This is a genomic window from Oerskovia sp. Root22 (assembly GCF_001429135.1).
GTDB classification, from domain to species: Bacteria; Actinomycetota; Actinomycetes; order Actinomycetales; family Cellulomonadaceae; genus Oerskovia; species Oerskovia enterophila.
The window spans coordinates 211329-235531 of sequence record NZ_LMIL01000001.1; the positions used below are offsets into that span (position 1 = coordinate 211329).

20 protein-coding genes are annotated in these 24203 nt (G+C 72.8%); 10 read left to right on the plus strand and 10 right to left on the minus strand.

The window, feature by feature from the left end:
- Nucleotides 1-22: 22 nt before the first annotated feature.
- Complete coding sequence (locus ASE15_RS21115) at nt 23-2188, minus strand: serine/threonine-protein kinase (RefSeq protein ID WP_056760574.1); 2166 nt, start codon at nt 2186-2188, stop codon at nt 23-25.
- 120 nt (nt 2189-2308) lie between these two features.
- Between ASE15_RS21115 and otsA the strand changes: the two genes are divergently transcribed.
- The 4 genes from otsA (at nt 2309) to ASE15_RS00830 (ending at nt 7504) form a co-directional block, all read left to right on the plus strand.
- Complete coding sequence (gene otsA, locus ASE15_RS00815) at nt 2309-3775, plus strand: alpha,alpha-trehalose-phosphate synthase (UDP-forming) (RefSeq protein ID WP_056645278.1); 1467 nt, start codon at nt 2309-2311, stop codon at nt 3773-3775.
- Nucleotides 3772-4725 (plus strand): trehalose-phosphatase, encoded by a 954-nt coding sequence (locus ASE15_RS00820; protein WP_056645277.1) that lies wholly within the window; start codon nt 3772-3774, stop codon nt 4723-4725. Before otsA ends, ASE15_RS00820 begins: the two co-directional genes overlap by 4 nt.
- Before the next feature lie 223 nt (nt 4726-4948).
- Nucleotides 4949-6070, plus strand: a complete 1122-nt coding sequence (locus tag ASE15_RS00825; protein ID WP_056645275.1) for an ABC transporter ATP-binding protein — start codon at nt 4949-4951, stop codon at nt 6068-6070.
- 192 nt (nt 6071-6262) lie between these two features.
- Nucleotides 6263-7504 (plus strand): DUF4032 domain-containing protein, encoded by a 1242-nt coding sequence (locus tag ASE15_RS00830; RefSeq protein WP_056645273.1) that lies wholly within the window; start codon nt 6263-6265, stop codon nt 7502-7504.
- Nucleotides 7505-7546: 42 nt separating this feature from the next.
- On the opposite strand, the gene ASE15_RS00835 is transcribed toward ASE15_RS00830, so the two are convergent.
- From ASE15_RS00835 to ASE15_RS00855, 5 genes are all read right to left on the minus strand, one after another.
- The gene (locus tag ASE15_RS00835) at nt 7547-8242 is read right to left on the minus strand and encodes a YoaK family protein (protein WP_056645270.1); all 696 of its coding nucleotides are present in this window, start codon (nt 8240-8242) and stop codon (nt 7547-7549) included.
- 200 nt (nt 8243-8442) lie between these two features.
- A complete protein-coding gene (rlmB, locus tag ASE15_RS00840; RefSeq protein WP_056645268.1) occupies nt 8443-9465 on the minus strand; it encodes a 23S rRNA (guanosine(2251)-2'-O)-methyltransferase RlmB in 1023 nt (340 codons plus the stop codon).
- Nucleotides 9466-9562: 97 nt separating this feature from the next.
- Nucleotides 9563-11002 carry a cysteine--tRNA ligase gene (gene cysS / locus ASE15_RS00845; RefSeq protein WP_056645266.1) on the minus strand — a complete coding sequence of 480 codons (1440 nt, stop codon included), beginning with the start codon at nt 11000-11002 and terminating at the stop codon, nt 9563-9565.
- Nucleotides 11003-11162: 160 nt separating this feature from the next.
- Entirely contained in the window at nt 11163-11558 is a 396-nt protein-coding gene (locus ASE15_RS00850; RefSeq protein WP_056645264.1) for a PPOX class F420-dependent oxidoreductase, read from the minus strand.
- 88 nt (nt 11559-11646) lie between these two features.
- Nucleotides 11647-12987 (minus strand): alanine racemase, encoded by a 1341-nt coding sequence (locus ASE15_RS00855; protein WP_082608408.1) that lies wholly within the window; start codon nt 12985-12987, stop codon nt 11647-11649.
- A 36-nt stretch (nt 12988-13023) separates the two neighbouring features.
- Between ASE15_RS00855 and ASE15_RS00860 the strand changes: the two genes are divergently transcribed.
- On the plus strand, nt 13024-14427 hold the full coding sequence (locus ASE15_RS00860) for a D-arabinono-1,4-lactone oxidase (RefSeq protein ID WP_056646562.1): 1404 nt from the start codon (nt 13024-13026) through the stop codon (nt 14425-14427).
- Between the two features lie 101 nt (nt 14428-14528).
- Here ASE15_RS00860 and ASE15_RS00865 read toward each other — a convergent pair whose 3' ends face one another.
- Nucleotides 14529-15167, minus strand: coding sequence for a TetR/AcrR family transcriptional regulator (locus ASE15_RS00865; protein ID WP_056760579.1), 639 nt, complete (start codon nt 15165-15167; stop codon nt 14529-14531).
- Nucleotides 15168-15351: 184 nt separating this feature from the next.
- Between ASE15_RS00865 and ASE15_RS00870 the strand changes: the two genes are divergently transcribed.
- The gene (locus ASE15_RS00870) at nt 15352-15930 is read left to right on the plus strand and encodes a hypothetical protein (RefSeq protein ID WP_056645260.1); all 579 of its coding nucleotides are present in this window, start codon (nt 15352-15354) and stop codon (nt 15928-15930) included.
- A 13-nt stretch (nt 15931-15943) separates the two neighbouring features.
- On the opposite strand, the gene ASE15_RS00875 is transcribed toward ASE15_RS00870, so the two are convergent.
- The gene (locus ASE15_RS00875; protein ID WP_056645257.1) at nt 15944-17014 is read right to left on the minus strand and encodes a LacI family DNA-binding transcriptional regulator; all 1071 of its coding nucleotides are present in this window, start codon (nt 17012-17014) and stop codon (nt 15944-15946) included.
- Nucleotides 17015-17349: 335 nt separating this feature from the next.
- On the opposite strand from ASE15_RS00875, the gene ASE15_RS00880 reads away from it, so the two are divergent.
- From ASE15_RS00880 to ASE15_RS00895, 4 genes are all read left to right on the plus strand, one after another.
- On the plus strand, nt 17350-18672 hold the full coding sequence (locus tag ASE15_RS00880; protein WP_056645256.1) for an ABC transporter substrate-binding protein: 1323 nt from the start codon (nt 17350-17352) through the stop codon (nt 18670-18672).
- Nucleotides 18673-18758: 86 nt separating this feature from the next.
- The gene (locus ASE15_RS00885; protein WP_235534067.1) at nt 18759-19715 is read left to right on the plus strand and encodes a carbohydrate ABC transporter permease; all 957 of its coding nucleotides are present in this window, start codon (nt 18759-18761) and stop codon (nt 19713-19715) included.
- A gap of 11 nt (nt 19716-19726) precedes the next feature.
- Nucleotides 19727-20659, plus strand: coding sequence for a carbohydrate ABC transporter permease (locus ASE15_RS00890; protein WP_082618072.1), 933 nt, complete (start codon nt 19727-19729; stop codon nt 20657-20659).
- Nucleotides 20660-20739: 80 nt separating this feature from the next.
- Entirely contained in the window at nt 20740-22674 is a 1935-nt protein-coding gene (locus tag ASE15_RS00895; protein WP_056760582.1) for a glycoside hydrolase family 127 protein, read from the plus strand.
- A gap of 96 nt (nt 22675-22770) precedes the next feature.
- Here ASE15_RS00895 and ispF read toward each other — a convergent pair whose 3' ends face one another.
- Both ispF and ispD read right to left on the minus strand, forming a co-directional pair.
- The gene (gene ispF, locus ASE15_RS00900) at nt 22771-23283 is read right to left on the minus strand and encodes a 2-C-methyl-D-erythritol 2,4-cyclodiphosphate synthase (RefSeq protein ID WP_056760584.1); all 513 of its coding nucleotides are present in this window, start codon (nt 23281-23283) and stop codon (nt 22771-22773) included.
- Entirely contained in the window at nt 23280-24017 is a 738-nt protein-coding gene (gene ispD, locus ASE15_RS00905; RefSeq protein WP_056645248.1) for a 2-C-methyl-D-erythritol 4-phosphate cytidylyltransferase, read from the minus strand. Before ispD ends, ispF begins: the two co-directional genes overlap by 4 nt.
- Nucleotides 24018-24203 lie beyond the last annotated feature (186 nt).

Sequence of the window (24203 nt, forward strand, 5' to 3'; positions counted from 1 at the left end):
AGTTTCCGGTGAAGCCGCAGGATCAGATGCTCGGGGGTGGTCCGGGGAACGGCGCCCACTCGATGGGCGCTCCGTCGCCGAGCGAGAAGAGCACGATCGCGGCGAGCGCGAGGCCCACCACGACGAGGACGATCGCCCCCACCCTCCCCGGCGCGACGTGCACGAGGGTCGTGCGCGCCCCGAAGCGCGTCAGCGCGGAGAGCGGGCCGAACCACGCGAGAAGCACCGCGACCGCCATCGCGAGGCACAGGACCACGGTGAAGACCCAGTCCTCGTTCGCCCCGCCCGCGGACCGCGCCTCGACCGTCTGCTGGGGGGCGAGGACGACCATCCCGGGTGCGAGCATCCACCACGCCCCGACTGCGACGAGCAGACCTCCGCACCCGGCGACGAGCAGCGACGGCAACGCACCGACGGCGGCCCGCAGCGCGTACCAGGGCACCGAGACCGCGACCCGGACGCCGTCGCTGCGCTGGACGCCCTTGCGCTCGCGGTGCGCGTGGAACGAGTCGGCGGCCACGCCCACGACGCGCGCGGCGACCACGAGCAGGCACAGGAGCACGAACGCGACCCCGGGGTGACTGCCCGCGAGCAGGACGAGCGGGAGCCCGAGCGCGAGCAGGGTCCCGCTCCGGTGCCGGTGGGACGGGCGGGCGTACCCATCGGCGGGCGCTGCCACGACGGGCTGGCCGAACGCGTCGAACAGCGGGTCCCGCCCGGGCGGCGTGGCGACCTGCCCCGGGGCTGGCTGCCCGCGATCAGCACGAGCGGTGGCCCCGGCGGGTCGGCCCGGCTGCGGCGGGTAGGGAGTCGTCGCGGGCGGGGGCACGGCGTACCCGGGCGGAGGGACCGGGGCCCGCCCTGGCGCTGCCGCGGGGACGGGGCCCTGGAGCTGGACCGGGGAGACGCGCGGGACCACCGAGGGCGGCGGCTGCTGCGGCGCCGGCACCGGTGCCCCCGGCGGGACCGCGGGCATCGCGACCGTCCGCCCGTCGTTGGCGAGGACCTGGGTCGCCGCGAGCGGCGGGATCGAGGGAGCACCGGGGACCGGGACCGCCGAACGGGTCGCGGACACCACGCTCGTCGGCATGACGTCGACGGCCGACGCGGGGAGCGCCACGGTGGCCGCAGCACCCGCACCTGCACCTGCGCCTGCACCCGCGAGCCGCGTCGCGGCGGGGACCGTCGGGGTGCTGGCCGCCGCGCTGCCCGCGGCCGCGAGCGTCGCAGCGAGGGCCCCGGCCGCCGCTGCGCCGACCCCCTGCCCGCTGAAGGTGGGCGGGACGATCGCGGTCGCTCCCGTGGCGGGCGACGCCGTCGGGCCGTCCCCCTCGTCCGCGACGCGGCGGAGGACCTCGGCGACCTCCGACGGCCCCAGGCGCCGCGCCGGGTCGGCCCGGAGCGCCGCCGCGAGCACAGCCGCGGTCCGCGGGCCGAGCCCCGCCAGGTCGGCCTCGCCCGTGCGGGCACGTGCCAGGACCGCCTCGACCGGGCGCATGCCGAACGGCGGGCGGCCCGTGGCGGCGAAGGCCAGCACGGCCGACCATCCCCACCAGTCGCTGTTGACGCTCGGCGCGGCCCCTTCGAGGAGCTCGGGGGCCAGGTAGCCGGGCGTGCCCATGACCAGGCCCGTCGACGTCGCACGGGCCTCGTCGAGGCCGTGCGCGATCCCGAAGTCGATCAGCACCGGCCCGTTCTGGGTCACCAGGACGTTGCTCGGCTTGAGGTCGCGGTGCACCACGCCCGCGCTGTGGACGGCCTCGAGCGCCTCGGCGAGCTGGTCCGCGAGCTCGAACAGGTCGCGCGCGTCGAGCGGTCCCCCCGTCGCGATCTCCTCCTCGAGGTTGGGGCCGTCGACGAGCTCGGTGACGATGAAGGCGTCCGAGCCGTCGAGCTCGACGTCGAGGATCTGCGCGACCGCCGGGTGCCGCAGCCGTTGGAGCGCGACGGCCTCGCGGCGCAGGCGGTCCCGGCCCTGGGCGTCGACGTCGAGATGGGCGTGCAGGAACTTCATCGCGACGAGGTTCCCGCCGCCGTCCTCGGCCTCGTAGACCGCGCCCATGGCGCCGGCACCGAGCCGCGCGAGGATGCGGTAGCCCCCGACCTCGCTGCCCGCCGGCAGCCCGCCACGGCGCGCGGTGCCGTTGCTCCGCGCCGGGTCGACAGATCTGCTGCTGGCCTCCTCCATGGTGTCAAGGTATCGACAAAACGCGTCCGTGCCCTGCGCTCCCGTGAGCAGGTGAGACGCGGCACCGATAACCTGGGTGGAGATTCACGGACGTCCAACCGAATATCAAGGAGATCTCCATTGACTGGCAAAGACGGCTACGACCTCGTCGTGGTGTCCAACCGGCTCCCGGTCGACTTCACGGTCGACCACGAGGGACGCGTCGACTGGAAGCGCTCCCCCGGAGGACTCGTCACGGCTCTCGAGCCCGTCATGCAGAAGTCGGACGGTGCCTGGGTGGGCTGGTCCGGCGCGCCTGACCTCGAGGTCGAGCCCTTCGACGCGGACGACATGCGGCTCGTGCCCGTGACGCTCTCCGCGACCGAGATCGAGCGCTACTACGAGGGCTTCTCGAACGACACGCTGTGGCCGCTCTACCACGACGTGATCGCTCCCCCGGCGTTCCACCGGCAGTGGTGGGACGCCTACCGGCGCGTCAACCAGCGCTTCGCCGACGCCGCAGCGGCCCAGGCCGACCACGGTGCGACCGTCTGGGTGCACGACTACCAGCTCCAGCTCGTGCCCCGCATGCTGCGCGAGCAGCGACCCGACCTGCGGATCGGCTTCTTCAACCACATCCCCTTCCCCCCGCTCGAGCTGTTCCAGCAGCTCCCGTGGCGCCGCCAGGTCATCGACGGGCTCCTGGGTGCGGACCTCATCGGTTTCCAGCGCGCGGGCGACGCGTCGAACTTCATCCGGGCCGTGCGCCGCCTGACCGGCTACACGACCCGTGGGCCCATCGTCACGACCCCCGCGACCGAGGACAGCCCCGCCCGCCACGTGCGCGCCGCGGCCTTCCCCATCTCGATCGACTCGCACACGTTCGACGAGCTCGCCCGGACCCCCGAGGTCCAGGCCCGCTCGCGCGAGATCCGCGCCGACCTGGGCGACCCCGAGGTCATGATGCTCGGGGTCGACCGGCTCGACTACACCAAGGGGATCCGGCACCGGATCAAGGCCTACGGCGAGATCCTCCAGGACGGGCGCATCGACGTCGAGCACGTCACGCTCGTCCAGGTCGCGAGCCCCAGCCGCGAGAACGTGGGCGCCTACCAGGAGCTGCGCGAGCAGGTCGAGGGCCTCGTGGGGCGCATCAACGGCGAGTACGCGGAGATCGGCCACGCCGCGATCCACTACCTCCACCACTCGTACCCGCCCGAGGAGATGGCCGCGCTCTACCTCGCGGCCGACGTCATGCTCGTCACCTCGCTGCGCGACGGCATGAACCTCGTGGCCAAGGAGTACATCGCGGCCCGCTCGGACGACCAGGGCGTGCTCGTGCTGTCGGAGTTCACGGGCGCGGCCGACGAGCTCGCGAGCGGCGCGCTGCTCGTCAACCCGCACGACATCGACGGCATGAAGGACATCATCGTCGCCGCGGCCCACATGGACCCCCGCGAGCAGCGCAAGCGCATGCGCCGCCTGCGTCGACGCGTCCTCGCGGACGACGTCTCGAAGTGGTCCGAGTCCTTCCTCGGCGTGCTGCAGGCCATGCCGTCGCGCGACACGCCCCGCCGCCAGGAACCGGTCGAGGGGGAGGGCGCGTGACGGCGTCGGGCCCCGGGACCTCGCTCGACGGCGGGCTCGAGCGCGACCTCGCCGCGTTCGCGGCGCTCGCCCCCCGCACGCCCGACGGCGGCGCGCCGGCGGGCGGGCCCCTGCTCGTGGCGAGCGACTTCGACGGGGTGCTCGCCCCCCTGGGCGACGACCCGCTCGCGTCGCGCCCCACCCCGGCGTCGGCGGCCGCGCTCGCGCGGCTCGCGACGCTCGGCCCGGACCGCGTGCGCGTCGCGCTCGTGTCGGGCCGCCGGATCGAGGACCTCGCGCGCCTGGCCTCGCCGCCCGTGGAGGCGCTGCTCGTCGGGAGCCACGGCGCCGAGACGGGCGAGGTGCTGGCTCCCACCCCCGAGGGCGATCCGGCCGACGGTCCGGGCCTTGCCGGCGATGCCGGCGGGGCTGACGCCGCCGCCGCCGCTGGTGGGCAGAGCCAGGTCCGCGCGGACGGGACCACGGCCCGCGTCCGCCTGGTGCCCGTCGCGCTCGACGACGCCCAGACCACCCTGCTGGACCGCGTCACGCAGGGGCTCGAGGAGATCGCGGCCCCCGTCGAGGGCGCCTGGGTCGAGCACAAGCCCTCCGCCGCGGTGCTGCACACCCGCCTGTCCCCCCAGCCCGCGGCCGACGAGGCCTCGGCAGCCGCCGCGCGGCTCGGCGACGAGCTGGGCGCGCACGCCATGACGGGGAAGAACGTCGTCGAGATCGCGGTCACGAGCACCTCGAAGGGCATCGCGCTCGACGCGCTGCGCACGAGCCTGGGGTCGCCGGCGGTGCTCTACCTGGGCGACGACGTGACCGACGAGAGGGCGTTCGCCGTGCTCGGCCCGTCCGACCTCGGGATCAAGGTCGGCCCCGGTGAGACGCTCGCACGCCGGCGCGTCGCCGATCCCGCCGAGGCGGCCCGCGCACTCACGGCGCTCGCCGACCTGCTGGGAGCCTGAGGACCGTTACCCGGACGTGACCGGGGTGTGACGGAGAACTCAGCGGGCGGGGGTAGGATGCCGAGCAACGATGACGTCGGACCCCCAGGTCCCCGGGTGACCGGAATCCCTGGAGGTTCGACTTCTTCTGTGTCACAGCAGACACGCACCACGTGAAAGCGCGGCACGTCACTACACAACGGATCGTCCGGCACGTACCTGCCGGTGGAGGGATGTACCCATCATGGCTACGGTCACTTTCGACCACGCAACGCGGCTCTACCCGGGGACCGAGCGCCCTGCGGTGGACCAGCTCAACCTGCACATCGAGGACGGCGAGTTCCTCGTCCTCGTCGGCCCCTCGGGTTGTGGCAAGTCGACCTCGCTCCGCATGCTCGCGGGCCTCGAGGACGTCAACGGCGGGCACATCTTCATCGGTGACCGCGACGTCACCGACGTGCAGCCCAAGGACCGCGACATCGCGATGGTGTTCCAGAACTACGCGCTGTACCCGCACATGTCCGTCGCGGACAACATGGGCTTCGCGCTGAAGATCGCCGGCACGCCCAAGGCGGACATCCGCCAGCGCGTCGAGGAGGCTGCGAAGATCCTCGACCTGTCCGAGTACCTGGACCGCAAGCCGAAGGCCCTCTCGGGTGGTCAGCGCCAGCGTGTCGCCATGGGCCGCGCGATCGTCCGCCAGCCGCAGGTCTTCCTCATGGACGAGCCGCTGTCGAACCTCGACGCCAAGCTCCGTGTCCAGACCCGTACGCAGATCGCGTCGCTCCAGCGCCGTCTCGGCGTCACGACCGTCTACGTCACGCACGACCAGACCGAGGCCCTCACCATGGGTGACCGCATCGCGGTCCTCAAGGACGGCCTCCTGCAGCAGGTCGGCACGCCGCGCGACATGTACGACACCCCGGCCAACGTGTTCGTCGCCGGCTTCATCGGCTCCCCCGCCATGAACCTCGCGACCTTCACCGTGAACAACGGTGCAGCCGAGGTCGGCGCGGCGCGCATCCCGCTCGACCGCGAGGTCGTCGCCAAGATCACCGAGGCCGACAAGGGCAAGGTCACGGTCGGCTTCCGCCCCGAGTCCCTCGAGGTCACCACGCAGGCGAACGAGAACGCGTTCGCCGTCGAGGTCAACATCGTCGAGGAGCTCGGCTCCGACGCGTTCGTCTACGGCACCCTCAAGGGTGACCTGGCCAGCGCCGACGTCCACTCGGGTGCTGGTGACAACCAGATCATCGTCCGCGTCGACCCGCGCAACGTGCCCGCCAAGGGCGAGCGCATCCACGTGGCGATCCGCCCGGGCAACACGCACATCTTCTCGACCGCGACGGGCCTGCGTCTCAGCTGACCTCTAGCGACACGGGGGCGGGCTCGGCTGTGTGCCGGGTCCGCCCCTTTCGCATATCCTTCCCCGTGGCTGCGGAACGTCCGCAGCCGTGACCGACGACGGGTGCGGACCCGCGGCGACCTGCCGCACGGCGCGCACCGCAGTCCGCCGAGCCACCCCGCGCGACCGGCCACCGCGGAGAAAGGACCTGTCATGGTGCAGAACCTGCAGATCACCGCGTCAGCCCCCGACCCAGCCCTGCTCGACCTCCCCTGGGACATCCCGCTCGAGCAGTGGCCCGACGAGGTGCTCGCAGCCCTCCCCCGCGGCATCTCCCGCCACATCGTGCGCTTCGTGCGCATGTCCGGGCGCGTCATCGCGATCAAGGAGATCGGCGAGTCCGTCGCGTACCGCGAGTACGAGCTCCTGCGCCAGCTCAGCCGCATGGACGTGCCGAGCGTCGTGCCCGTCGGGGTCATCACGGGCCGCTCCGACGCGAACGGCGAGCGCCTCGAGGCCGTGCTCATCACCGAGCACCTGCAGTTCTCGCTGCCCTACCGCGCGCTCTTCAGCCAGGCCCTCCAGCCCGACACCGCGACCCGGCTCATCGACGCCCTCGCCGTGCTGCTCGTGCGGCTGCACCTCATCGGCTTCTACTGGGGCGACGTGTCGCTGTCCAACACGCTCTTCCGACGCGACGCCGAGACCTTCGCGGCCTACCTCGTCGACGCGGAGACGGGCGACCTGCACCGCGAGCTGAGCCCGGGCCAGCGCAGCTACGACGTGGACCTCGCGCGCACCAACATCATCGGCGAGCTCATGGACCTCTCGGCGGGCGAGCTCCTCGACGAGGACATCGACGAGATCCTCGTGGGCGACGCGCTCGTCGCACGGTACAACGAGCTCTGGGACGCCCTGACGAACGCCGAGTCGTTCGCGTCCGACGAGCGCTGGCGCGTCGCGGCCCGCATCGAACGCCTCAACAACCTGGGGTTCGACGTCGGCGAGCTCGACATCACGACCGACATCGACGGGACCACGGTCCAGATCCAGCCCAAGGTCGTCGACGCCGGGCACCACTCGCGCCGCCTCATCCGGCTCACGGGACTGGACGTGCAGGAGAACCAGGCGCGCCGGCTCCTCAACGACCTCGACTCCTATCGCGCGGCGGCCGAGCGGCAGAACGACGACGAGGAGTTCGTCGCGCACGACTGGCTCAGCGGCGTGTTCGAGCCCACGATCCAGGCCGTGCCGCGCGACCTGCGGCGCAAGCTGCAGCCCGCACAGCTCTTCCACGAGATCCTCGACCACCGCTGGTTCATCTCCGAGAAGGCCGGGCGCGACATCCCCATGCCCGAGGCCACGGCGTCCTACGTGGAGAACGTGCTGCGGCACCGGCCCGACGAGAAGGCGATCCTGGGCCTGGCCCCGGGCGAGGTCGACCAGCAGGAGTGACGCTCACCGGGGCGAAGGTCTCGACGGCCGGGGCTCCGGGGATCAGGGGCGTGTCGCGGCTGCCGGCACGGCGTCCTGGCGTCGGTAGCGCTCACCCACGAGGGCCGTACCGAGCGCGATGACCCCGGGCACCACGAGTGCCACCTCGAGCCCCGCGCGCAGCACGAGAGCCCCCGTGGCCGCGCCCGCACCGAGCGCGAGGACCGCGGACACCCGACGGACCCAGGCCTCCCGGCCCTGGCTGCCCTGGAAGTAGTCGGCGGCCAGTCCCGTGAGCGTCGAGGTGACCACGGTCGTCGTGAGGTCCTTGACCGACAGGTGCCGTGCGGTCGCTGCCTGGGTGCCCATCGACAGCCCGAGCACCGCCACGATCACGAGCAGGTGCCATCCCCTGGGTTCCCCGACCAGGGCGGCCGCGACGGACGCGGCGAGCACGCCCACACCGACCCCCGCGAACAGACCGGTGGTCGTCCGGTGCCAACCGGCCGGGTGGTTGCGGAACGCGTACCCGGCGATCCCCGCTCCCCCGACATACGCCACGAGGGCGACGAGCGGGCCGGCCGTGGGGACGTCCTGCCCACCGGCCAGTCCCATCCCGAGGATGAGCACGTTGCCGGTCATGTTGGCCGTGAAGACCTGGTCCAGGGCCAGGTAGCAGATGCCGTCGATGATGCCCGTCGAGAACGTCAGGACGAGGAGCAGCACCCGGTAGTGCCGGTGCACGGGGTGAGGGTCCATGCCGCGAGCATGCCCCGGGAGACCACGGGGCGCACCCGCGGGGCCCGGGAGCCACCGTGTCGCGGAGCCTCGGTGCAGCGACCACGCCCGCACCGTCGCGCTCCCGCCCAGGCGCGCACAGGAGAGCGCACAGGGCGCCCCACGGACGGCCTGGAGGCGGCCTGCGGGGCGCCCTGGGGCGCGTGGCGGTGCGGAGAGGCTCAGTCCTCGGCGGCGCGCAGGCGCGCGACCTCGTAGAGCGAGATGCCGGCTGCGACGCCTGCGTTGAGCGACTCGACGTCCGAGAGGATCGGGATCGAGGCGACGACGTCGCACGTCTCGCGCACGAGGCGCGAGAGGCCCTTGCCCTCGGAGCCGACGACGAGCACGAGCGGGTCCTTGCCGAACGCGAGCTCGCCCACGGCGACGGGGCCGCCGCCGTCGAGCCCGACGATGAAGCAGCCCGCGGCCTTGTACTCGGTGAGCGTGCGCACGAGGTTGGTCGCACGGGCCACGGGCACGCGCGCCGCCGCCCCGGCGGACACCTTCCAGGCCGAGGCCGTGACGCCGGCCGCGCGCCGCTCGGGCACCAGGACGCCGTGCGCGCCGAACGCGCCCGCAGAACGCAGGACGGCGCCGAGGTTGCGCGGGTCGGTCACGCCGTCGAGCGCGACGATGAGCGGGGGCTCGCCTGCCTCGTGCGCCCGGTCGAGGAGGTCCTCGGGGTCGGCGTAGTCGTAGGGCGGGACCTGGATCGCGACGCCCTGGTGGACCGAGCCGTCGGTCATGCGGTCGAGCTCGGCCTTGGTGACCTCGAGGAGGTTGTACCCGCGCCCGGAGGCGATGTTCAGGATCTCCTTGGTGCGGTCGTCGGCCTCGAGGCGCGTCGCGATGTAGACCGCGGAGACCGGGATGTACGCACGGAGGGCCTCGAGCACCGCGTTGCGGCCGTTGACGACCTCGTTGGCGCTGCTCGAGCGGGTCGTGCGCGACGGCGTGCGACCGCTCGGGCGGCCACCACGGGCTGCGCTCTTGGCGTCGTGCGAGCGGGGACCCGTCGAGGTGGCCTCGCGGCGCTCGGCCGCGACCTTGGCCTTGTGCGCCTTGTGGTAGGTGCGGTCCTCGGCCTTGGGCGTCGGGCCACGGCCCTCGAGCGAGCGACGGTTCTTGCCGCCCGTGCCGGCGACGGCGCCCTTCTTGTTGCTGCTGCGGGTCGCGCCGCGTCGTTGTGAGTTTCCAGCCATGGGTCTGCCCCGTCGGTCGATGTGAATGAGTGAAGTTGTCGGTGGCGGACCCCGCGCCCCGGTGGGCGCCGTCCGGCCGTCGGGCCAGGGCTCCTGGTCAGGTGCCCTGGCGTGCAGCGAGGGACCAGCGGGCCCCGTCGCTGGAGTCCTCCACGACGACCCCGGCGGCCGCGAGGCGGTCCCGGATCGCGTCGGAGGTGGCGAAGTCGCGTGCCGCCCGTGCCTGGGCGCGGGCGTCGAGCTCGGCGGTCACGACCGCGTCGAGCGCGTGGCGGTACCGGGTGTCCCCGGCGTCGGCCCACTGCTCGCCCGCGGGGTCCAGCCCCAGCACGTCGAGCATCGCGCGGAGCGAGACGAGGTGGTGACGGGCGACCGTGTCGGCGGCCGGCGACCGGTCGGCGAGCGCAGAGTTGCCCGCCCGCAGGTGCTCGTGGACCACGGCGAGCGCGGCCGGCACGTTGAGGTCGTCGTCCATGGCCGTCACGAACGCGGTCGGGAGCTCGGCCTCGCGCACGTCCGCGACGTCGACCTCGCCCACGCGCTCGCTCGCTCGCTGGACGAACCCGCTGAGCCGCTCCCACGTGGCCTCTGCCTCGGTCACGGTGTCCTGCGTCCACTCGAGCATCGAGCGGTACTGGACCGCGGCGAGCGCGTAGCGCAGCACGGCCGGGCTGGTCGTGGCGAGCACCTCGCGCACGAGCAGCCCGTTGCCGAGCGACTTGCTCATCTTGGCGCCGCCCTGGGTGACCCAGGCCGAGTGCAGCCAGTACTGGGCGAACCCGTCGCCGGCCGCGCGGGACTGCGCCTGCTCGTTCTCGTGGTGCGGGAACCGCAGGTCCAGGCCGCCGCCGTGGATGTCGAACGTGCTCCCCAGGTACCGGTGGGCCATGGCCGAGCACTCGAGGTGCCAGCCGGGCCGTCCGCGCCCGAACGGGGTGTCCCACGAGGCCGTGGCGGGTTCGCCGGGCTTGGGGGCCTTCCAGAGCGCGAAGTCGCGCGGGTCGCGCTTGAGGGAGTCCTCGGCCGGGTCCGCCGGGGCGGGGGCGAGGTCCTCGAGGCGCTGGTTCGTGAGCGAGCCGTAGTCCGCCCACGAGCGGACGTCGAACCACACGTCGCCGGGTCCGGTCGTGTAGGCGTGCCCCGAGTCGACGAGGCGCTGCATGAGCTCGACCATGTCCGGCACGTGCCCCGTGGCGCGGGGCTCGTAGGTCGGAGGTGTCACACCCAGCGCGTCGTAGGCCGCGGTGAAGGCGCGCTCGTTGATCGCGGCCCACGCCCACCAGGGCTCGCCCGCGTCCACGGACTTGGCGAGGATCTTGTCGTCGATGTCCGTGACGTTGCGGATGAGGGTCACGCGCGAGCCCGTGCGACGCAGCCAGCGCACCAGGACGTCGAACGCGACGGCCGAGCGCATGTGGCCGATGTGCGGCGCCGACTGGACCGTCGCCCCACACAGGTAGATGCCGACCTCACCCTGGTTCTGGGGGATGAAGTCGCGCACGTCCCGCGTCGCGGTGTCGAACAGTCGAAGGCTCACGCCCGCAAGGTTACCGGGGTGCACCCCTCCCGGCAGAACCCGCCCCGGCGGGGGCGGCGCATCCGTGCGCGTCTTCACCCGCGCGAGCGGGTCGCGCAGGCCCGTCCGCCGAGCCGAGGACCCAGCGCCCGGCCCTCGCGCGACGGCGGCGCGGCTTCCGTCAGTCGCGCCAGTGGACCTTGGTCGGGGTCACGCGCACGACCACGCGGCGGTTGTCGGTGCCGTCGTCGCCCGTGTAGCGCTCGGCTCCCGTGTACTTCTGCGCGAGAGCGTGGATGAGCGAGGCCGAGGGGTCCTCCTCGATCGCGGCCTCGCCGCGCACCTCGAGGTACCGGTACGGGGCGTCACGCGGGTAGACGAGCACGCTCAGACGGGGGTCGCGGCGCAGGTTGTCGGTCTTGCGACGGCCGTGGATCGTCGAGAACACGATGTCCTCGCCGTCGCGCGCGACCCACACGACCGAGGTCTGCGGGCTGCCGTCGGCCTCGAGCGTGGCGACGGTGGCGAACTCGGGGGCGTCGAGGAGCGCCTTGGCGGCGTCGGGAAGGCTCGTCATGCCGTGCTCAATCGCGCGGGGACCGCGCGTATTCCCGCAGGTCCCCACCTTCTCAGCAGGTGGGACGCCCACCGGCCCGACGGCGGCGCTACCCGAAGTTCTTGCCCTCGCCGCGGTAGGTGGGGACCTCCTCGACGACCTGGTCGCCGCGCACGAGCTGCACGCGGTCGAAGCGCTCCATGAGCTCGCCCGCCTTGGCGTGGCGGAACCAGACGCGGTCGCCCACCGCGAGCTCGCGCGCGTCGCGGCGGCCTCGGGCGACGTGCAGGGGCGTCTGGACCTCGCCGACGCCCTCGGACGACGTGAGCCGCCACCCGGGCTCGACGACCCGGGGCACGCGCGCGGCCCCTGCCGGCCCCGAGGCCACGTACCCGCCCGCGAACGCGGTCGCGTAGCCGGGCGCAGGGACGCGCACGACGTCGAGCCCGAAGTACGCCGAGGGGTGCGGCACGAACGAGCGGTACCCGTCGAACAGGCCGGGCACGAACAGGCCCGAGCCGGACGTCACCTCGGTCACGACGGGGTCGGCGGCGGACGTCTCGAGCGAGCCGGTCCCCCCGGAGTTCACGAGCTCGAGCTCGTGCCCGACGGCGTCGCGCACGGCCGCGATGACCTCGCCCCGGCGCGTGGACAGGTCGGCGACCGAGGCCTTCTTGACGAGCCGCACCGCGGGGCTCGTGTCGGGCAGCCCCGCGACCTGCGCCTCGTAGAACATCAGGCCGCGCACGCGCAGCCCGGGCACCGTCCCGATCGCGTGCGCGAGCGCAGCGGCCTCCGCGGGGGTGTGGACGGGTGAGCGGCGGGTCCCGAGGTGGACCGTGAAGGGTCCGACCCCCAGCCGCAGCGAGGCGTCGATGTCGAGGCACAGCAGGACGGGCGGGGTGCCTGCCTCGGCTGCGCCCTCGGACCTGCTCTCCGCAGCGTCCGCTCCCCGGTGCCCCGAGAGGGCGGTCGCCACGAGCGCGACCTGCGCGACGTCGTCGACCATGAGCGTGATCTCCCGGCGCGCGGCCGGGTCCGCCGCGAGCTCCGCGAGCGCCCGGCGGTCGACCGTCGGGTACGCGACGAGCACGTCGCGAGCGCCCTGCTCGACGAGCCAGAGCGCCTCGGCCAGCGAGTACGCCATGATCCCCGCGAAGCCGAGCCGGCCTGCTCGCTCGACGAGCGAGCGCACGCGCACGGACTTGGACGCGAGGCGCACGGGCACTCCCCCGGCACGGGCCAGGAGCTCGCGGGCGTTGGCGTCGAACACGTCGAGGTCGACGACCGCGACCGGGCCCGGGACGCGCTCGGTCGCGGCGGACAGCCGGTCGCCCAGCGTCCGCGCCTCCTCCGACGAACCGGACGATCGGGACCTACCGGTCGCACCTTCGGCGTGGGACCGGGCGGGCGGGTCCTGCGTGCTGCTCTGCACGGGCGTCGACGTCATGGTAGGAAACCTACCCCTCGTGAGATAGTGCCGGGTGTGACGAGCCAGCAGGCTCCCGGTTCATGGACGAACTGGGCGCGAAACCAGACCGCTGATCCCCTGCGCCGCGCTGCCCCGCGCGACACCGACGAGCTCGCGCAGACAGTGCGCAGAGCCGCGGACGACGGCCTGCACGTCCGGGCCGTCGGCGCCGGCCACTCGTTCACGGGAGCCGCAGTCACCGACGGGCTCCTGCTGAGCCTCGACCACCTGCAGACGGTCGAGGACGTGACCCGCACCGAGACCGGCGCGCGCGTGACCGTGGGGGCGGGCATCCGGCTGCATCGGCTCAACGAGGTCCTGGCGTCGGCGGGGCTCGCGATGCGCAACCTCGGCGACATCGACCGCCAGTCGATCGCGGGCGCGATCTCGACCGGCACGCACGGCACGGGCGCCTCGCTCGGCGGTCTCGCGACCCAGGTGCGCGGGGTGCGCGTGGTCGGGGCCGACGGTTCGGTCAGCGAGGCCACGCCCGAGCAGGACCCCGACCTGTTCGAGGCGAGCCGCCTGGGCCTCGGCTCGACGGGCGTGCTCGCGGCCGTGACGCTCGACGTCGTCCCGGCGTTCCACCTGCGGGCCCAGGAGGAGCCCTGGCCGCTCGACCGGGTCCTCGAGGAGCTGAGCACGGCCTCGGGCGGTCGCGGGGGCGGCTCGGACGCCGAAGGGCTCGAGAACGCGCACGACCACTTCGAGTTCTACTGGTTCCCGCACACGCGCCGCGCGCTCACCAAGCGCAACGACCGCCTGGGGCCCGACGACGAGGCCTCGGCCTCCTTGCGCACGGCGCGCGGGGAGCGGCCGGGCGCCGTGACCCGGGCGCGCGCCTGGGTCGACGAGGAGCTGCTGTCCAACGGGGCTTTCGAGGTCATCAACCGGCTCGCGACGGCCGTGCCGCGCGCCACGCCTCGCATCAACGCGCTCTCGGCACGTGCTCTCGCCCCCCGCACGTACGTCGCGCCCTCGCACGAGGTGTTCGTCTCGCCGCGCCGCGTGCGCTTCCGCGAGATGGAGTACGCGGTGCCGCGCGCCGAGCTCGTGAACGTGCTCGAGGAGATCGACGCCTGGGTCAGGGCCTCGGGCGAGAACGTCCCGTTCCCGGTCGAGGTCCGGTTCGCCGCCGCGGACGACGTGTGGCTGTCCACGGCCCACGGCCGCGAGAGCGCCTACGTCGCGGTCCACCAGTACCTCCGCCTCCCGCACGAGCGCTACTTCGAGGGCGTCGAGAAGATCGTCGCGGGCGTGGGAGGGCGACCGCACTGGGGCAAGCTCCACACGCTGGGCGCCGAGGACCTCGCGGAGCGCTACCCACGCTTCGAGGACTTCCGCCGGGTCCGCGCCCAGGCCGACCCGGGCGGCGTGTTCGCGAACCCGTACACGGACCAGGTGTTCGGGCCGCGCTGACGGCGCGCGTCGCGCACGGGACGTGGGCCGCCCGGGGCGAGCGGCGCCGTCGGGCCGTCGTGCGGAGCCGGACGCAGCCACCAGGGCTGCTGCAAGCCCCGCTACGAGGCCTCGGCGGGCTCCTCCGTGCTCGGCACCGCACCGTCCGGGTGCACCACGAGCGACAGGACGTAGTCCGCGAGCGCGTGGAAGCTGCGGATCGTGGCCTCGTCGTCCTGCTGGACGAGCCACGCGATCTCGATCCCGTCGATGTACCCCGCGACGATGCGCGCGAGGAACGGCGTGTCCATCGAGTACGTGATGCCCGCGATCTCCGAGAGCTGGTCCAGGATGCCCTGCGTCATGGCCCACGTCTGCTCGAGGTGCGCCCGCGCGACCGGGCGCAGCGCACGGTTGCGCGAGCCCGCGGTCGCGAACTCGAACGTCAGCAGCCGCATGTGGCGGCGCGGGGTGAGGCCCTGCCACAACCCGTCGGCGGCCGCGTGCGCGATCGTGTAGAGGTCCTGCGTGGGGTCCAGGGCCATGCGGACCGGGTCCGAGGCCACGAGCGCGACGCTGTGGCCCATGGCCCGGAGCATCGCGTCCTTGTCCTCGAAGCAGTAGTGGACCGTCCCGAGCGAGATCCCGGCCTCGGCTGCGACCCCGCGCACCGTGACGGCCTCCACCCCTTCACGGATGGCGATCGACATCGCCGCGTCGACGATCTGAGCGCGGCGCTCCTCGATGGACATGCGGCTCATCGTCGAACTCCTTCGTGACCGTCCTCGGTGGTGCGCACGAACGTCGCCCGCTGTTGTCCACCATGCCTTCAATGTCGCATATTCGCATGTGGGAGCCGTGCGAGCAGGCCGAGCCACGACCTGGACGTGGCAGGCTGGGAGGGTCGGCTCCCGTCGGAGCCCGTCCCGGCCCGAAAGGACACCTGTGGCACGCTCGCACCGCCCGCTCTCCCTCGTCGCCGCCTGCGCGCTGCTCGTGCCCCTGCTCGCGGGCTGCGGCGGCGCCACGCAGGAGGCGCCGCCGCCCGCAGCGACCTCGCAGTCCGCCGAGATCACCGACGACGGCGTCTCGGTCACGCTGACCGTCCCCGCGGGCTGGGACCGTGCGGGGCAGGACGCGCCCCTCGTCGTCCGCACGGAGAAGCCGTTCGGCGACCCGGGCTTCACGGCCAACGTGGTCGTCACGACCGAGCCTCCCGGCGGGTCGACGCTCGCCGAGCAGACCGCCGCGGCTGCCGACTACCTGGCAGAGACCGCGGACTGGACCGTCGACCCGACGCAGCCGGGCCCGATCGAGCTCGCCGGGCTCCCCGCCCACCGGTTCGGGGGCACCCGCACGGTAGACGGCGTCGAGGTCTCCCAGGTCGAGACGATCGTCGAGGTCGCGACCTCGACGGGGACCGCGTTCGTGTTCGTCACGGAGTCGTTCGCGACGCAGGACGCCGACGGCGCCGCGCAGGCCCGCGCGGTGACCGACAGCCTGGTCGTGACCCCCGTCGGGTGACGGCGGGTCGCGCCTAGGCCCCGAGGGCCCCGAGGGCCCCGAGCGGTGAGGTCGACCCACGCGGGACCAGGCGGCACGGGAGCTTCTCGACCCCGGACGCCCGCTGGCCGTCGATCGCGGCGAACAGGCGTTGCGCGGCGTAGCGCCCCAGGACCTCGAGGTTGTTGTCGACGCTCGTGAGCTCGGGGCGCGCACCGAGCGCGAACTGCTCCCAGTTGTCGAACCCGATGACCGAGACGTCGCCCGGAACGTCCCGGCCGAGCTCACGGAGAGTCTCCAGCACGCCCCGGGCGATCTGGTCGCTCGCGGCGAAGATCGCGTCGATCGACGGGTCCTTGGCCAGGAGCATGGCGGTGGCGCTCCGGCCCCATCTCTCCGACCACTCCCCGAACAGCACGCCGTCCCCCGCGAGCTCGAGCCCCGCTGCCGAGAGTGCCGCGGCCGTGCCGGCGGCGCGGTCCTGGGCTGCCGCGTACGTGGGGTCTCCCGAGACGTGCGCGATGCGCCGACGCCCGCACGCGATGAGGTGCTCGACGGCGACCCGCCCGCCCGCGACGTTGTCGGGGACGATCGAGAGGTCCGCGTCGTCCTGGGACGGCGCGTAGGCGTAGACCACGGGCACGGGGAGCCGCTGGCCCAGCGACTGACGCGGGTCCGTCTGGCGCCCGACGACGATCAGACCGTCGACGCGGCGTGAGAGCAGCGCCTGGAGGTGGTACTGCTCGCGGATCGAGTCGCCTCGTGCGTCGCACAGGAAGACCGAGACGCGGCCGGCCCCGAACGCGTCCTCGGCACCCATGAGGATGGGGATGACGAAGCGTCCCTCGAGGTCGCTCGTGAGCAGGCCGACCGTGCCGGTCCGCCCCGCGAGCAGCCCACGGGCGAGCGCGTTGGGCTGGAACGACAAGCGCTCGGCCGCCTCCATGACCCGCGTCCTGGTCTCGGCCTTGACCTGGTCACGCCCGTTGAGCGCCTTGGAGGCCGTGGCCACCGAGACGCCCGCGAGCCGGGCGACGTCGGTCAGCGTGACCGAGCGCTTGGCCCGGTCGACCGGCGGGGATCCCCCTTCGTCCTCGCGCACCATCGTCCTGCTCCCTCGAGATGTTCCGGGCCCCTGGTGGGTCCGGAGGTCGTGACGAAACTGTAACCCCCTCAGCGGGTTGACGGCTCCCCCACTCCGCAATAGTCTCAGAAAACCTTTTCGGCGACTTTCGCAAGAGGCTATGTGAGCGCTAACCTGCTCCTATCGGCCTCAACATGCGGATAGATCTCGTCGTGGAGGCAGGGCCGTCGCGGTCGCCAGATGTCCGTGACGTGCTTCCGAAACGGTTTCGTCGCCGTGCGCAGGACCCCTGGACGTGCAGAGCAGCACCCGAACACCCCCGCACCACCCTCAACGAAGAGAGCTTGGAGGCTCGAATGAGCACCACACGGAAGTCGATCCGCGCAGTCCGCCCGTTGGCGGCCCTCCTCACGGTCGGCATGCTGGCCACGAGCCTGGCGGCGTGCTCGCCCGCCGACGACACCGACAGCGGGTCGGGCGGCGACACCGCCGCGAGCGACTCACCCGAGGGGGTCGACGACGGCACGCAGCTCACGCTGTGGACGCGCGCCCCGATGGAGAAGCAGGCCACCCTGCTGGTCGACGCGTACAACGCGAGCCACGAGAACCAGGTCTCCCTGACCATCACGCCCAACGACGACTACGTCGCGAAGGTCGGCGCGGCGGCCGGCAGCGGGAGCCTCCCGGACCTCTTCGCCGCGGACATCGTCTACGTCCCGAACTGGACCTCCCAGGGCCTGTTCACCGACATCACCGACCGGATCGACGGGCTCCCCTACGCCGACGAGCTCGCGCAGGGCCACATCGACGCCGGGACGTACGAGGACCAGGAGTACGTCCTGCCGTTCGTCCTCGACCTCTCGGTCATGTTCTACAACAAGGACCTCTACCGCGAGGCCGGGCTCGACCCCGAGAAGCCGCCGACGACGCTCAAGGAGTACGGCGAGCACGCCAAGGCCATCAGCGCGCTGGGCAAGGACGGCGTGTCCGGCACGTACTTCGGCGGCAACTGCGGCGGTTGCACGCTCTTCACGTGGTTCCCGTCGGTCTGGGCCGGCGGCGACCAGGTCCTGAGCGCCGACGGCACCGAGTCCCTGCTCGCGAGCGACACGGCCAAGGACGTCTACGCGGTCTACAAGGACATGGTCGACTCGGGTGCGATCGGCACCGGCACCAAGGACGAGACCGGCGCGACGTGGACCGGCCCCTTCCAGGAGGGCAAGGTCGGCGTGATGCCGTACCCCGCGACCCTGCTGTCGACCGCGGCCGAGACGGTCGACGTCGGCGTCGCCCCGATCCCCGGGCCCGACGGCGGAGAGTCCACGTTCGTGGGCGGTGACGGCATCGGGATCTCCAAGGACTCGAAGAACGAGGCGGCCGCCTGGAACTTCCTCTCGTGGCTCACGAGCGAGGACGCGCAGGTCGAGGTCCTGGCCAAGAACAACGACGTCGTGTCCCGCGCGGACCTGGCCGACAACAAGTACGCGGCCGTCGACCCGCGCCTCGTGACGATCAACGAGGTCGCGGCCAAGGGCAGCACGCCCGTCGCGATCAACTTCCAGCAGGCGTTCAACGCTCCCGACAGCCCGTGGCTGACGCTCGTCCGTGGAGCGGTGTTCGGCGACGCGAAGAACATCGACGCCGACAACGACGAGATCACGGCTGTCCTCGACCAGTAGCCAAGCTCCGTCCGCCGAGGACGAGCACCGTGGTGGGTGCGCACCGCCGCACCCGCCACGGTCCACCCGAGTCAGAGAGGACTCCCGTGACCACGCACACCACGGCCCCCGTGAGCACCCCGAGGCCCGCGGCCCGCCCTGCCGGGCGCCGCCGCAAGCGCAGCGCCCTGCGCGGCCGGGGAGCCCAGGGCTGGCTCTACGCGATGCCCACCGCCGTCTTCGTCGGGCTCTTCTTCATCGTCCCGATCCTCCTCGTCGTGCAGATGTCGGTCTCCGACTGGCCCCTGCTCGCGGGCAACCGCGGCCCCAACTTCCCCGAGAACTTCCAGGACGTCGTCGCCAACAAGTACTTCTGGCCCTCGATCGTCTTCACGCTGAAGTACACGGTGATCGCTACGGTCCTCCTCCTGGGCCTCGGGCTCGGGATGGCGCTGCTGGTCCAGGAGAGCACGCGGTGGAAGGGGTTCCTGCGCACCGCGTTCCTCGTCCCCAGCGCGCTCGGCCTGGCGTCCGCCTCGCTCCTGTTCTACGCGCTCTACTCCCCCCAGTCCGGCCCGATCAGCCCCTTCCTCGAGAAGCTCGGACTGGTTGACGAGCCCATCTCCTTCCTCGGCACGCCCACGGCGGCCCTCTGGTCGACCGTCTTCCTCATCGTGTGGCGCTTCGCGGGCTTCTACATGCTCCTGCTCCTGGTGGGCCTGCAGAACATTCCCGGCGAGGTGTACGAGGCGGCGCGCATCGACGGCGCCAAGCCGTTCCAGATCTTCCGGAGCATCACCCTGCCGCTCCTGCGCCCCTCGCTCATGCTCTGCACGATCATGTGCGTCACGGGCTCGCTGCTCGCGTTCGACCAGTTCTACATCCTGACCAAGGGCGGCCCGGACAACAGCACCATCACGGTCGTCCAGCTCATCTACAACATGGCGTTCCAGGGCCAGAACGACCTGGGCCGTGCTGCCGCCCTGTCGATCCTCGTGCTCCTGGCCCTGATCGTCATCAACGCCCTGCAGTTCCGCGGCATGCGCCAGACGGACGAGAAGTGAGGACCCCGGACATGCCCACCACGACCGAGACCCCGTCCGCTCCCGTCCCCCCGTCCGCGACCGCCACGCCACCTGCGGCGGCACGGCGACGACGACGGGTCGGGCGCGCAACCCCGACCACGACGCTCGGGGGCCTCGCCCTGCGTACGCCGTACTACGTCTTCACGGGCGGCCTCGCCCTGATCTTCCTCTTCCCGCTCATCTGGGCCGGCGTCGCCTCGGTCTCGCCGCAGGCGGGCAGCGCGCAGACCGACGGCTGGGGGTTCGGGAACTACGTGACCCTCGCGGGCTACCAGGCCGGGATCGGGCAGTACCTCCTGAACTCGGTCGTGGTCTCCGGGCTGACCGTGCTGTTCACCCTGGTGACCTCGCTCCTCGGCGGCTACGCGTTCGCCCGCTTCACGTTCCCCGGCAAGAACATCCTCTTCATGCTGACGCTCGGGATCCTGATGGTGCCCTACGCGACCCTGCTGATCCCGCTCTACGTCCTCCTGAACGCCCTGCACCTGCAGAACTCGCTCCTCGGGCTCGCGCTGGTCCTGACGATGTTCCAGCTCCCGTTCGCGACCTTCATGATGCGGATCTCGTTCGAGTCCGTCCCCACCGAGATGGAGGAGGCGGCCCTCGTCGACGGGTGCACGTCGTTCGGAGCCCTGCGGCGGGTGCTGCTGCCCGCGGTCAAGCCCGGGCTCATCACGGTCGGCCTCTTCGCGTTCCTCGCGGCCTGGAACGACTTCATCGCGCCGCTGATCCTCATCTCCGACTCGTCCAAGCTCCCGCTCCCGCTGGCCGTGGCCAACATGCGCCAGCAGATCATGGGCATCGTCGACTACGGGGCCACCGAGGCGGGCGTGGTCGTCCTGGCCCTGCCGTGCGTCGTCCTCTTCCTGCTGCTGCAGCGGCACTACGTCCAGGGCTTCATGTCGGGCGCGCTCAAGGGCTGACCTCCGGGTCGCCCGCGCAGTCCCGCCCCATCCATCACCTCGCCCATCCTCGTGGGCATCGACCTCACCGGAGGAATTCCGTGACCACCACCACCAGCCGGTCGACCGGCGGCCGACCGGTCGTCCCCAGCTCGTCGGTCCTGCGTCCGCTCGGGCTCGACGAAGTCCGGATCACGGGCGGCTTCTGGGCTGCCCGCCAGGAGACGAACCGCGCAGCCACGCTGGCCCACATCGAGCACTGGCTCGAGAAGGAGGGGTGGTTGGGCAACTTCGACGCCGCGGTCGAGGGCCGTCTGCCCGCGGCCCGCCGCGGGCGCGAGTTCTCCGACTCCGAGGTCTACAAGCTCCTCGAGGCCATGGCCTGGGAGCTGGGCAGGAGGCCCGACGACGAGCTCGACGCCCGATTCGACGCGATCGTCCGGCGCGTGGCGGCCGTGCAGGAGCCCGACGGCTACCTGTCCACGATGTTCGGACGGCCTGGCCAGGGGGACCGCTACTCGGACCTCGAGTGGGGGCACGAGCTGTACTGCTACGGCCACCTGATCCAGGCCGCGGTGGCCCGCGCCCGCACGGGCGGCGACCAGCTCCTGGTCGACGTGGCCCGGCGGGCCGCCGACCACGTGTGCGCGACCTTCGGGCCCGACGGCCGCCAGGGGATCTGCGGGCACGCCGAGATCGAGGTCGCGCTCGCCGAGCTGTCCCGGGTCACGGGCGAGCGTCGCTACCTCGACCAGGCGGCGCTGTTCGTCGAGCGGCACGGGCACGGCACGCTGCGCGACATCGAGTTCGGTCGGTCCTACTTCCAGGACGACCAGCCGGTCCGCGAGGCGACCGTCTTCCGGGGGCACGCGGTGCGTGCCAACTACCTCGCGGCCGGTGCTCTCGACGTCGCCGCGGACACAGGCGACCGCGACCTCCTGCACGCGGTCGCGACCCAGTGGGAGAACACCGTCGCCCGGCGCACCTACCTCACGGGCGGGCAGGGCTCGCACCACCAGGACGAGGCCTTCGGGGAGGACTTCGTCCTGCCCCCCGACCGGGCGTACGCGGAGACCTGCGCCGGGATCGGCTCGATCATGACGAGCTGGCGCCTGCTGCTCGCCACGGGCGAGAGCCGCTACGCCGATCTGGTCGAGCGGACGCTCTTCAACGTCGTCGCGACGTCCCCGGCGCACGACGGCACGTCGTTCTACTACACGAACACCCTGCACCAGCGGGTCCCGGGAGCCGTCGCACCCGCGGACGTCGCGAGCGCACGCGCCTCGTCCTCCCTCCGGGCCCCCTGGTTCGAGGTCTCGTGCTGCCCGCCCAACGTCGCACGCACGTTCGCGAGCCTCGCCGCGTACTTCGTGACGGTCGACGAGGACGGCCTCCAGGTGCACCAGTACGCCGACGCGGAGATCCGCACGGCGCTGCCGGACGGCACGCCTGTCGAGGTCGACGTCCACACCGACTTCCCCGACTCGGGGGTCGTGACCTTCCGCGTGCTGCGGGACACGGACCGAGACTGGTCCTTGCGGGTGCGGGTGCCCGCGTGGTCGGCCTCGGCCCGCCTGTCCTCGGGCGGTGAGACGTGGAGCGTCGGGCCGGGCACCGCAGAGGTCCGGCGGACCTTCCTCGCGGGCGACGAGGTGCGCCTCGAGCTCGACGTGTCGCCACGTGTCGTGACGGCCGACGACAGGATCGACGCCGTGCGGGGCTGCGTCGCGGTCGAGCGCGGGCCCGAGGTGCTGTGCGCCGAGTCGCTCGACCAGACGGTCGACGACGTCGCCGAGCTCGTGGTCGACGCCTCCGTGCCGCTGCGCGAGGAGGACGGCGTCGTGGTCGCGACCGGGCGGAGGGCTGCGTCGACGGACCGTGCGTGGCCGTACCCGGAGAACGCGAGCGTCGGGCCGGAGGGCCAGGGCGACCGCACGGGTCCGGCCGGCGAGCCGCTCGACGTCGTCCTGACGCCGTACCACGACTGGGCGAACCGCGGGCCGTCGACCATGCGCATCTGGCTGCCGACGGCCTGACCCGACCCGTCCTGGGGTGCTCGGGCGGGGACCGGGGGTCCTGGCCCCGGACCGCCCGAGCACCCCAGGACGTCCCTCTCGAGCCGGTCGGTGCGGCTAGCCGTCGACGCGGACCACGAGCGCGGTCGCGAGCGCGGCCACGCCCTCGCCGCGGCCCGTGAGCCCCAGCCCGTCGGTGGTGGTCGCGGTGAGCGTCACGGACGCCCCGGCGGCGGCGCTCAGCGCAGCCTCCCCCTCTGCTCTGCGGGGCCCGAGGCGGGGACGGTTCCCGATGACCTGGACCGCGACGTTCCCGATCTCGAAGCCCGCGGCGCGGACCCGGCGCGCGGCCTCGGCGAGCAGCGACGCCCCGCTCGCCCCGGCCCACTCGGGCGCGCTCGTCCCGAAGTTCGACCCGAGGTCGCCCAGCCCGGACGCGGAGAAGAGCGCGTCAGCGGCAGCGTGCGCCGCGACGTCGGCGTCGGAGTGCCCGGCCAGCCCCCGCTCGCCCGGCCAGTGCAGCCCAGCGAGCCACAGGTCGCGTTCCTGCCCCTCGGGCGCGAACGCGTGCACGTCGGTCCCGATCCCGGTGCGGGGCAGGTTCGTCGGACGTCCTCCGTGTGCACTCATCGGGCGTCCTCCGTGAGCAGCTTCTCGATGTAGTAGAAGTCCCGCGCGGTCGTCACCTTCATCGCGAGCTCGTGACCGGGCACCACGAAGACCTCCTCGCCCAGCGCCTCGACCAGGCTCGCGTCGTCGGTCGCCGCGGTCGCCTCGGTCCGGGCCCGGGCAGCCCCGGCCACGTGCGCACGCACGAGCAGCGCCCGGTCGAACGCCTGGGGCGTCTGCACGGCCCGCAGCAGGGTGCGTTCCGGGGTCGAGGCCACCCGGTCGACGCCGTCCGGGAGACCGTGCTGCGGGTCGCGCGGTGCGACGACCTTGATCGTGTCGACGACCGGCACCCCCGGGATGACCGCCTGGTGGCCTTCGCGCACGGTCTCGACGATGCGTCGGATCATGGCGGCCGGGGCGAGGGGGCGGGCCGCGTCGTGCACGACGACCACGTCGACGTCCGCACGCGCGCGCGAGAGCCCGGCGGCCACGGACGACTGGCGCGTGGCTCCACCCGCGACGACGACGACGGGCACGCTCACGTGCGGGTCGTGCTCGAGCACGTCCGACATGGCGGACACGAGGCCGTTCGGGGCCGTGACGACCAGCGCGTCGACCACGCCCGACGCGGTGAGGCGGCGCGCGGCGTGCAGCACGAGGGGCAGGCCACGGAGCGGGACCAGGGCTTTGGGGAGATCGAAACCGAGGCGCGTGCCGGAGCCGGCGGCGGTCAGGATGGCGAGGGTCGTCACGATGTCACGGTAGACGATCTCGGCTCGTGGACCGTCGTCGGACCGCGGCCGAGACGATCGGTCGGGGCCGGAAGCCCTGCCCGACCCGCCGTGGTCGGGAGCCCCGCGAGGCCGAGCGCCCACAGACGACGACGCACGGGCTGCCAGCAGCCCGTGCGTCGTCGGTGGTACGTGGTGAGTTCGCGG

Excerpts from the sequence above, each read along its gene's own strand:
- ASE15_RS00850 (WP_056645264.1), bottom strand. The coding sequence starts at position 11,558 with ATGACGAGCCTTCCCGACGCCGCCAAGGCGCTCCTCGACGCCCCCGAG.
- ASE15_RS21115 (WP_056760574.1), bottom strand. The coding sequence starts at position 2,188 with ATGGAGGAGGCCAGCAGCAGATCTGTCGACCCGGCGCGGAGCAACGGC.
- ASE15_RS00835 (WP_056645270.1), bottom strand. The coding sequence starts at position 8,242 with ATGGACCCTCACCCCGTGCACCGGCACTACCGGGTGCTGCTCCTCGTC.
- ASE15_RS00830 (WP_056645273.1), top strand. The coding sequence starts at position 6,263 with ATGGTGCAGAACCTGCAGATCACCGCGTCAGCCCCCGACCCAGCCCTG.
- ASE15_RS00865 (WP_056760579.1), bottom strand. The coding sequence starts at position 15,167 with ATGAGCCGCATGTCCATCGAGGAGCGCCGCGCTCAGATCGTCGACGCG.
- rlmB (WP_056645268.1), bottom strand. The coding sequence starts at position 9,465 with ATGGCTGGAAACTCACAACGACGCGGCGCGACCCGCAGCAGCAACAAG.
- ASE15_RS00825 (WP_056645275.1), top strand. The coding sequence starts at position 4,949 with ATGGCTACGGTCACTTTCGACCACGCAACGCGGCTCTACCCGGGGACC.
- ASE15_RS00855 (WP_082608408.1), bottom strand. The coding sequence starts at position 12,987 with ATGACGTCGACGCCCGTGCAGAGCAGCACGCAGGACCCGCCCGCCCGG.
- ASE15_RS00875 (WP_056645257.1), bottom strand. The coding sequence starts at position 17,014 with ATGGTGCGCGAGGACGAAGGGGGATCCCCGCCGGTCGACCGGGCCAAG.
- ispF (WP_056760584.1), bottom strand. The coding sequence starts at position 23,283 with ATGAGTGCACACGGAGGACGTCCGACGAACCTGCCCCGCACCGGGATC.
- ASE15_RS00890 (WP_082618072.1), top strand. The coding sequence starts at position 19,727 with ATGCCCACCACGACCGAGACCCCGTCCGCTCCCGTCCCCCCGTCCGCG.
- ASE15_RS00880 (WP_056645256.1), top strand. The coding sequence starts at position 17,350 with ATGAGCACCACACGGAAGTCGATCCGCGCAGTCCGCCCGTTGGCGGCC.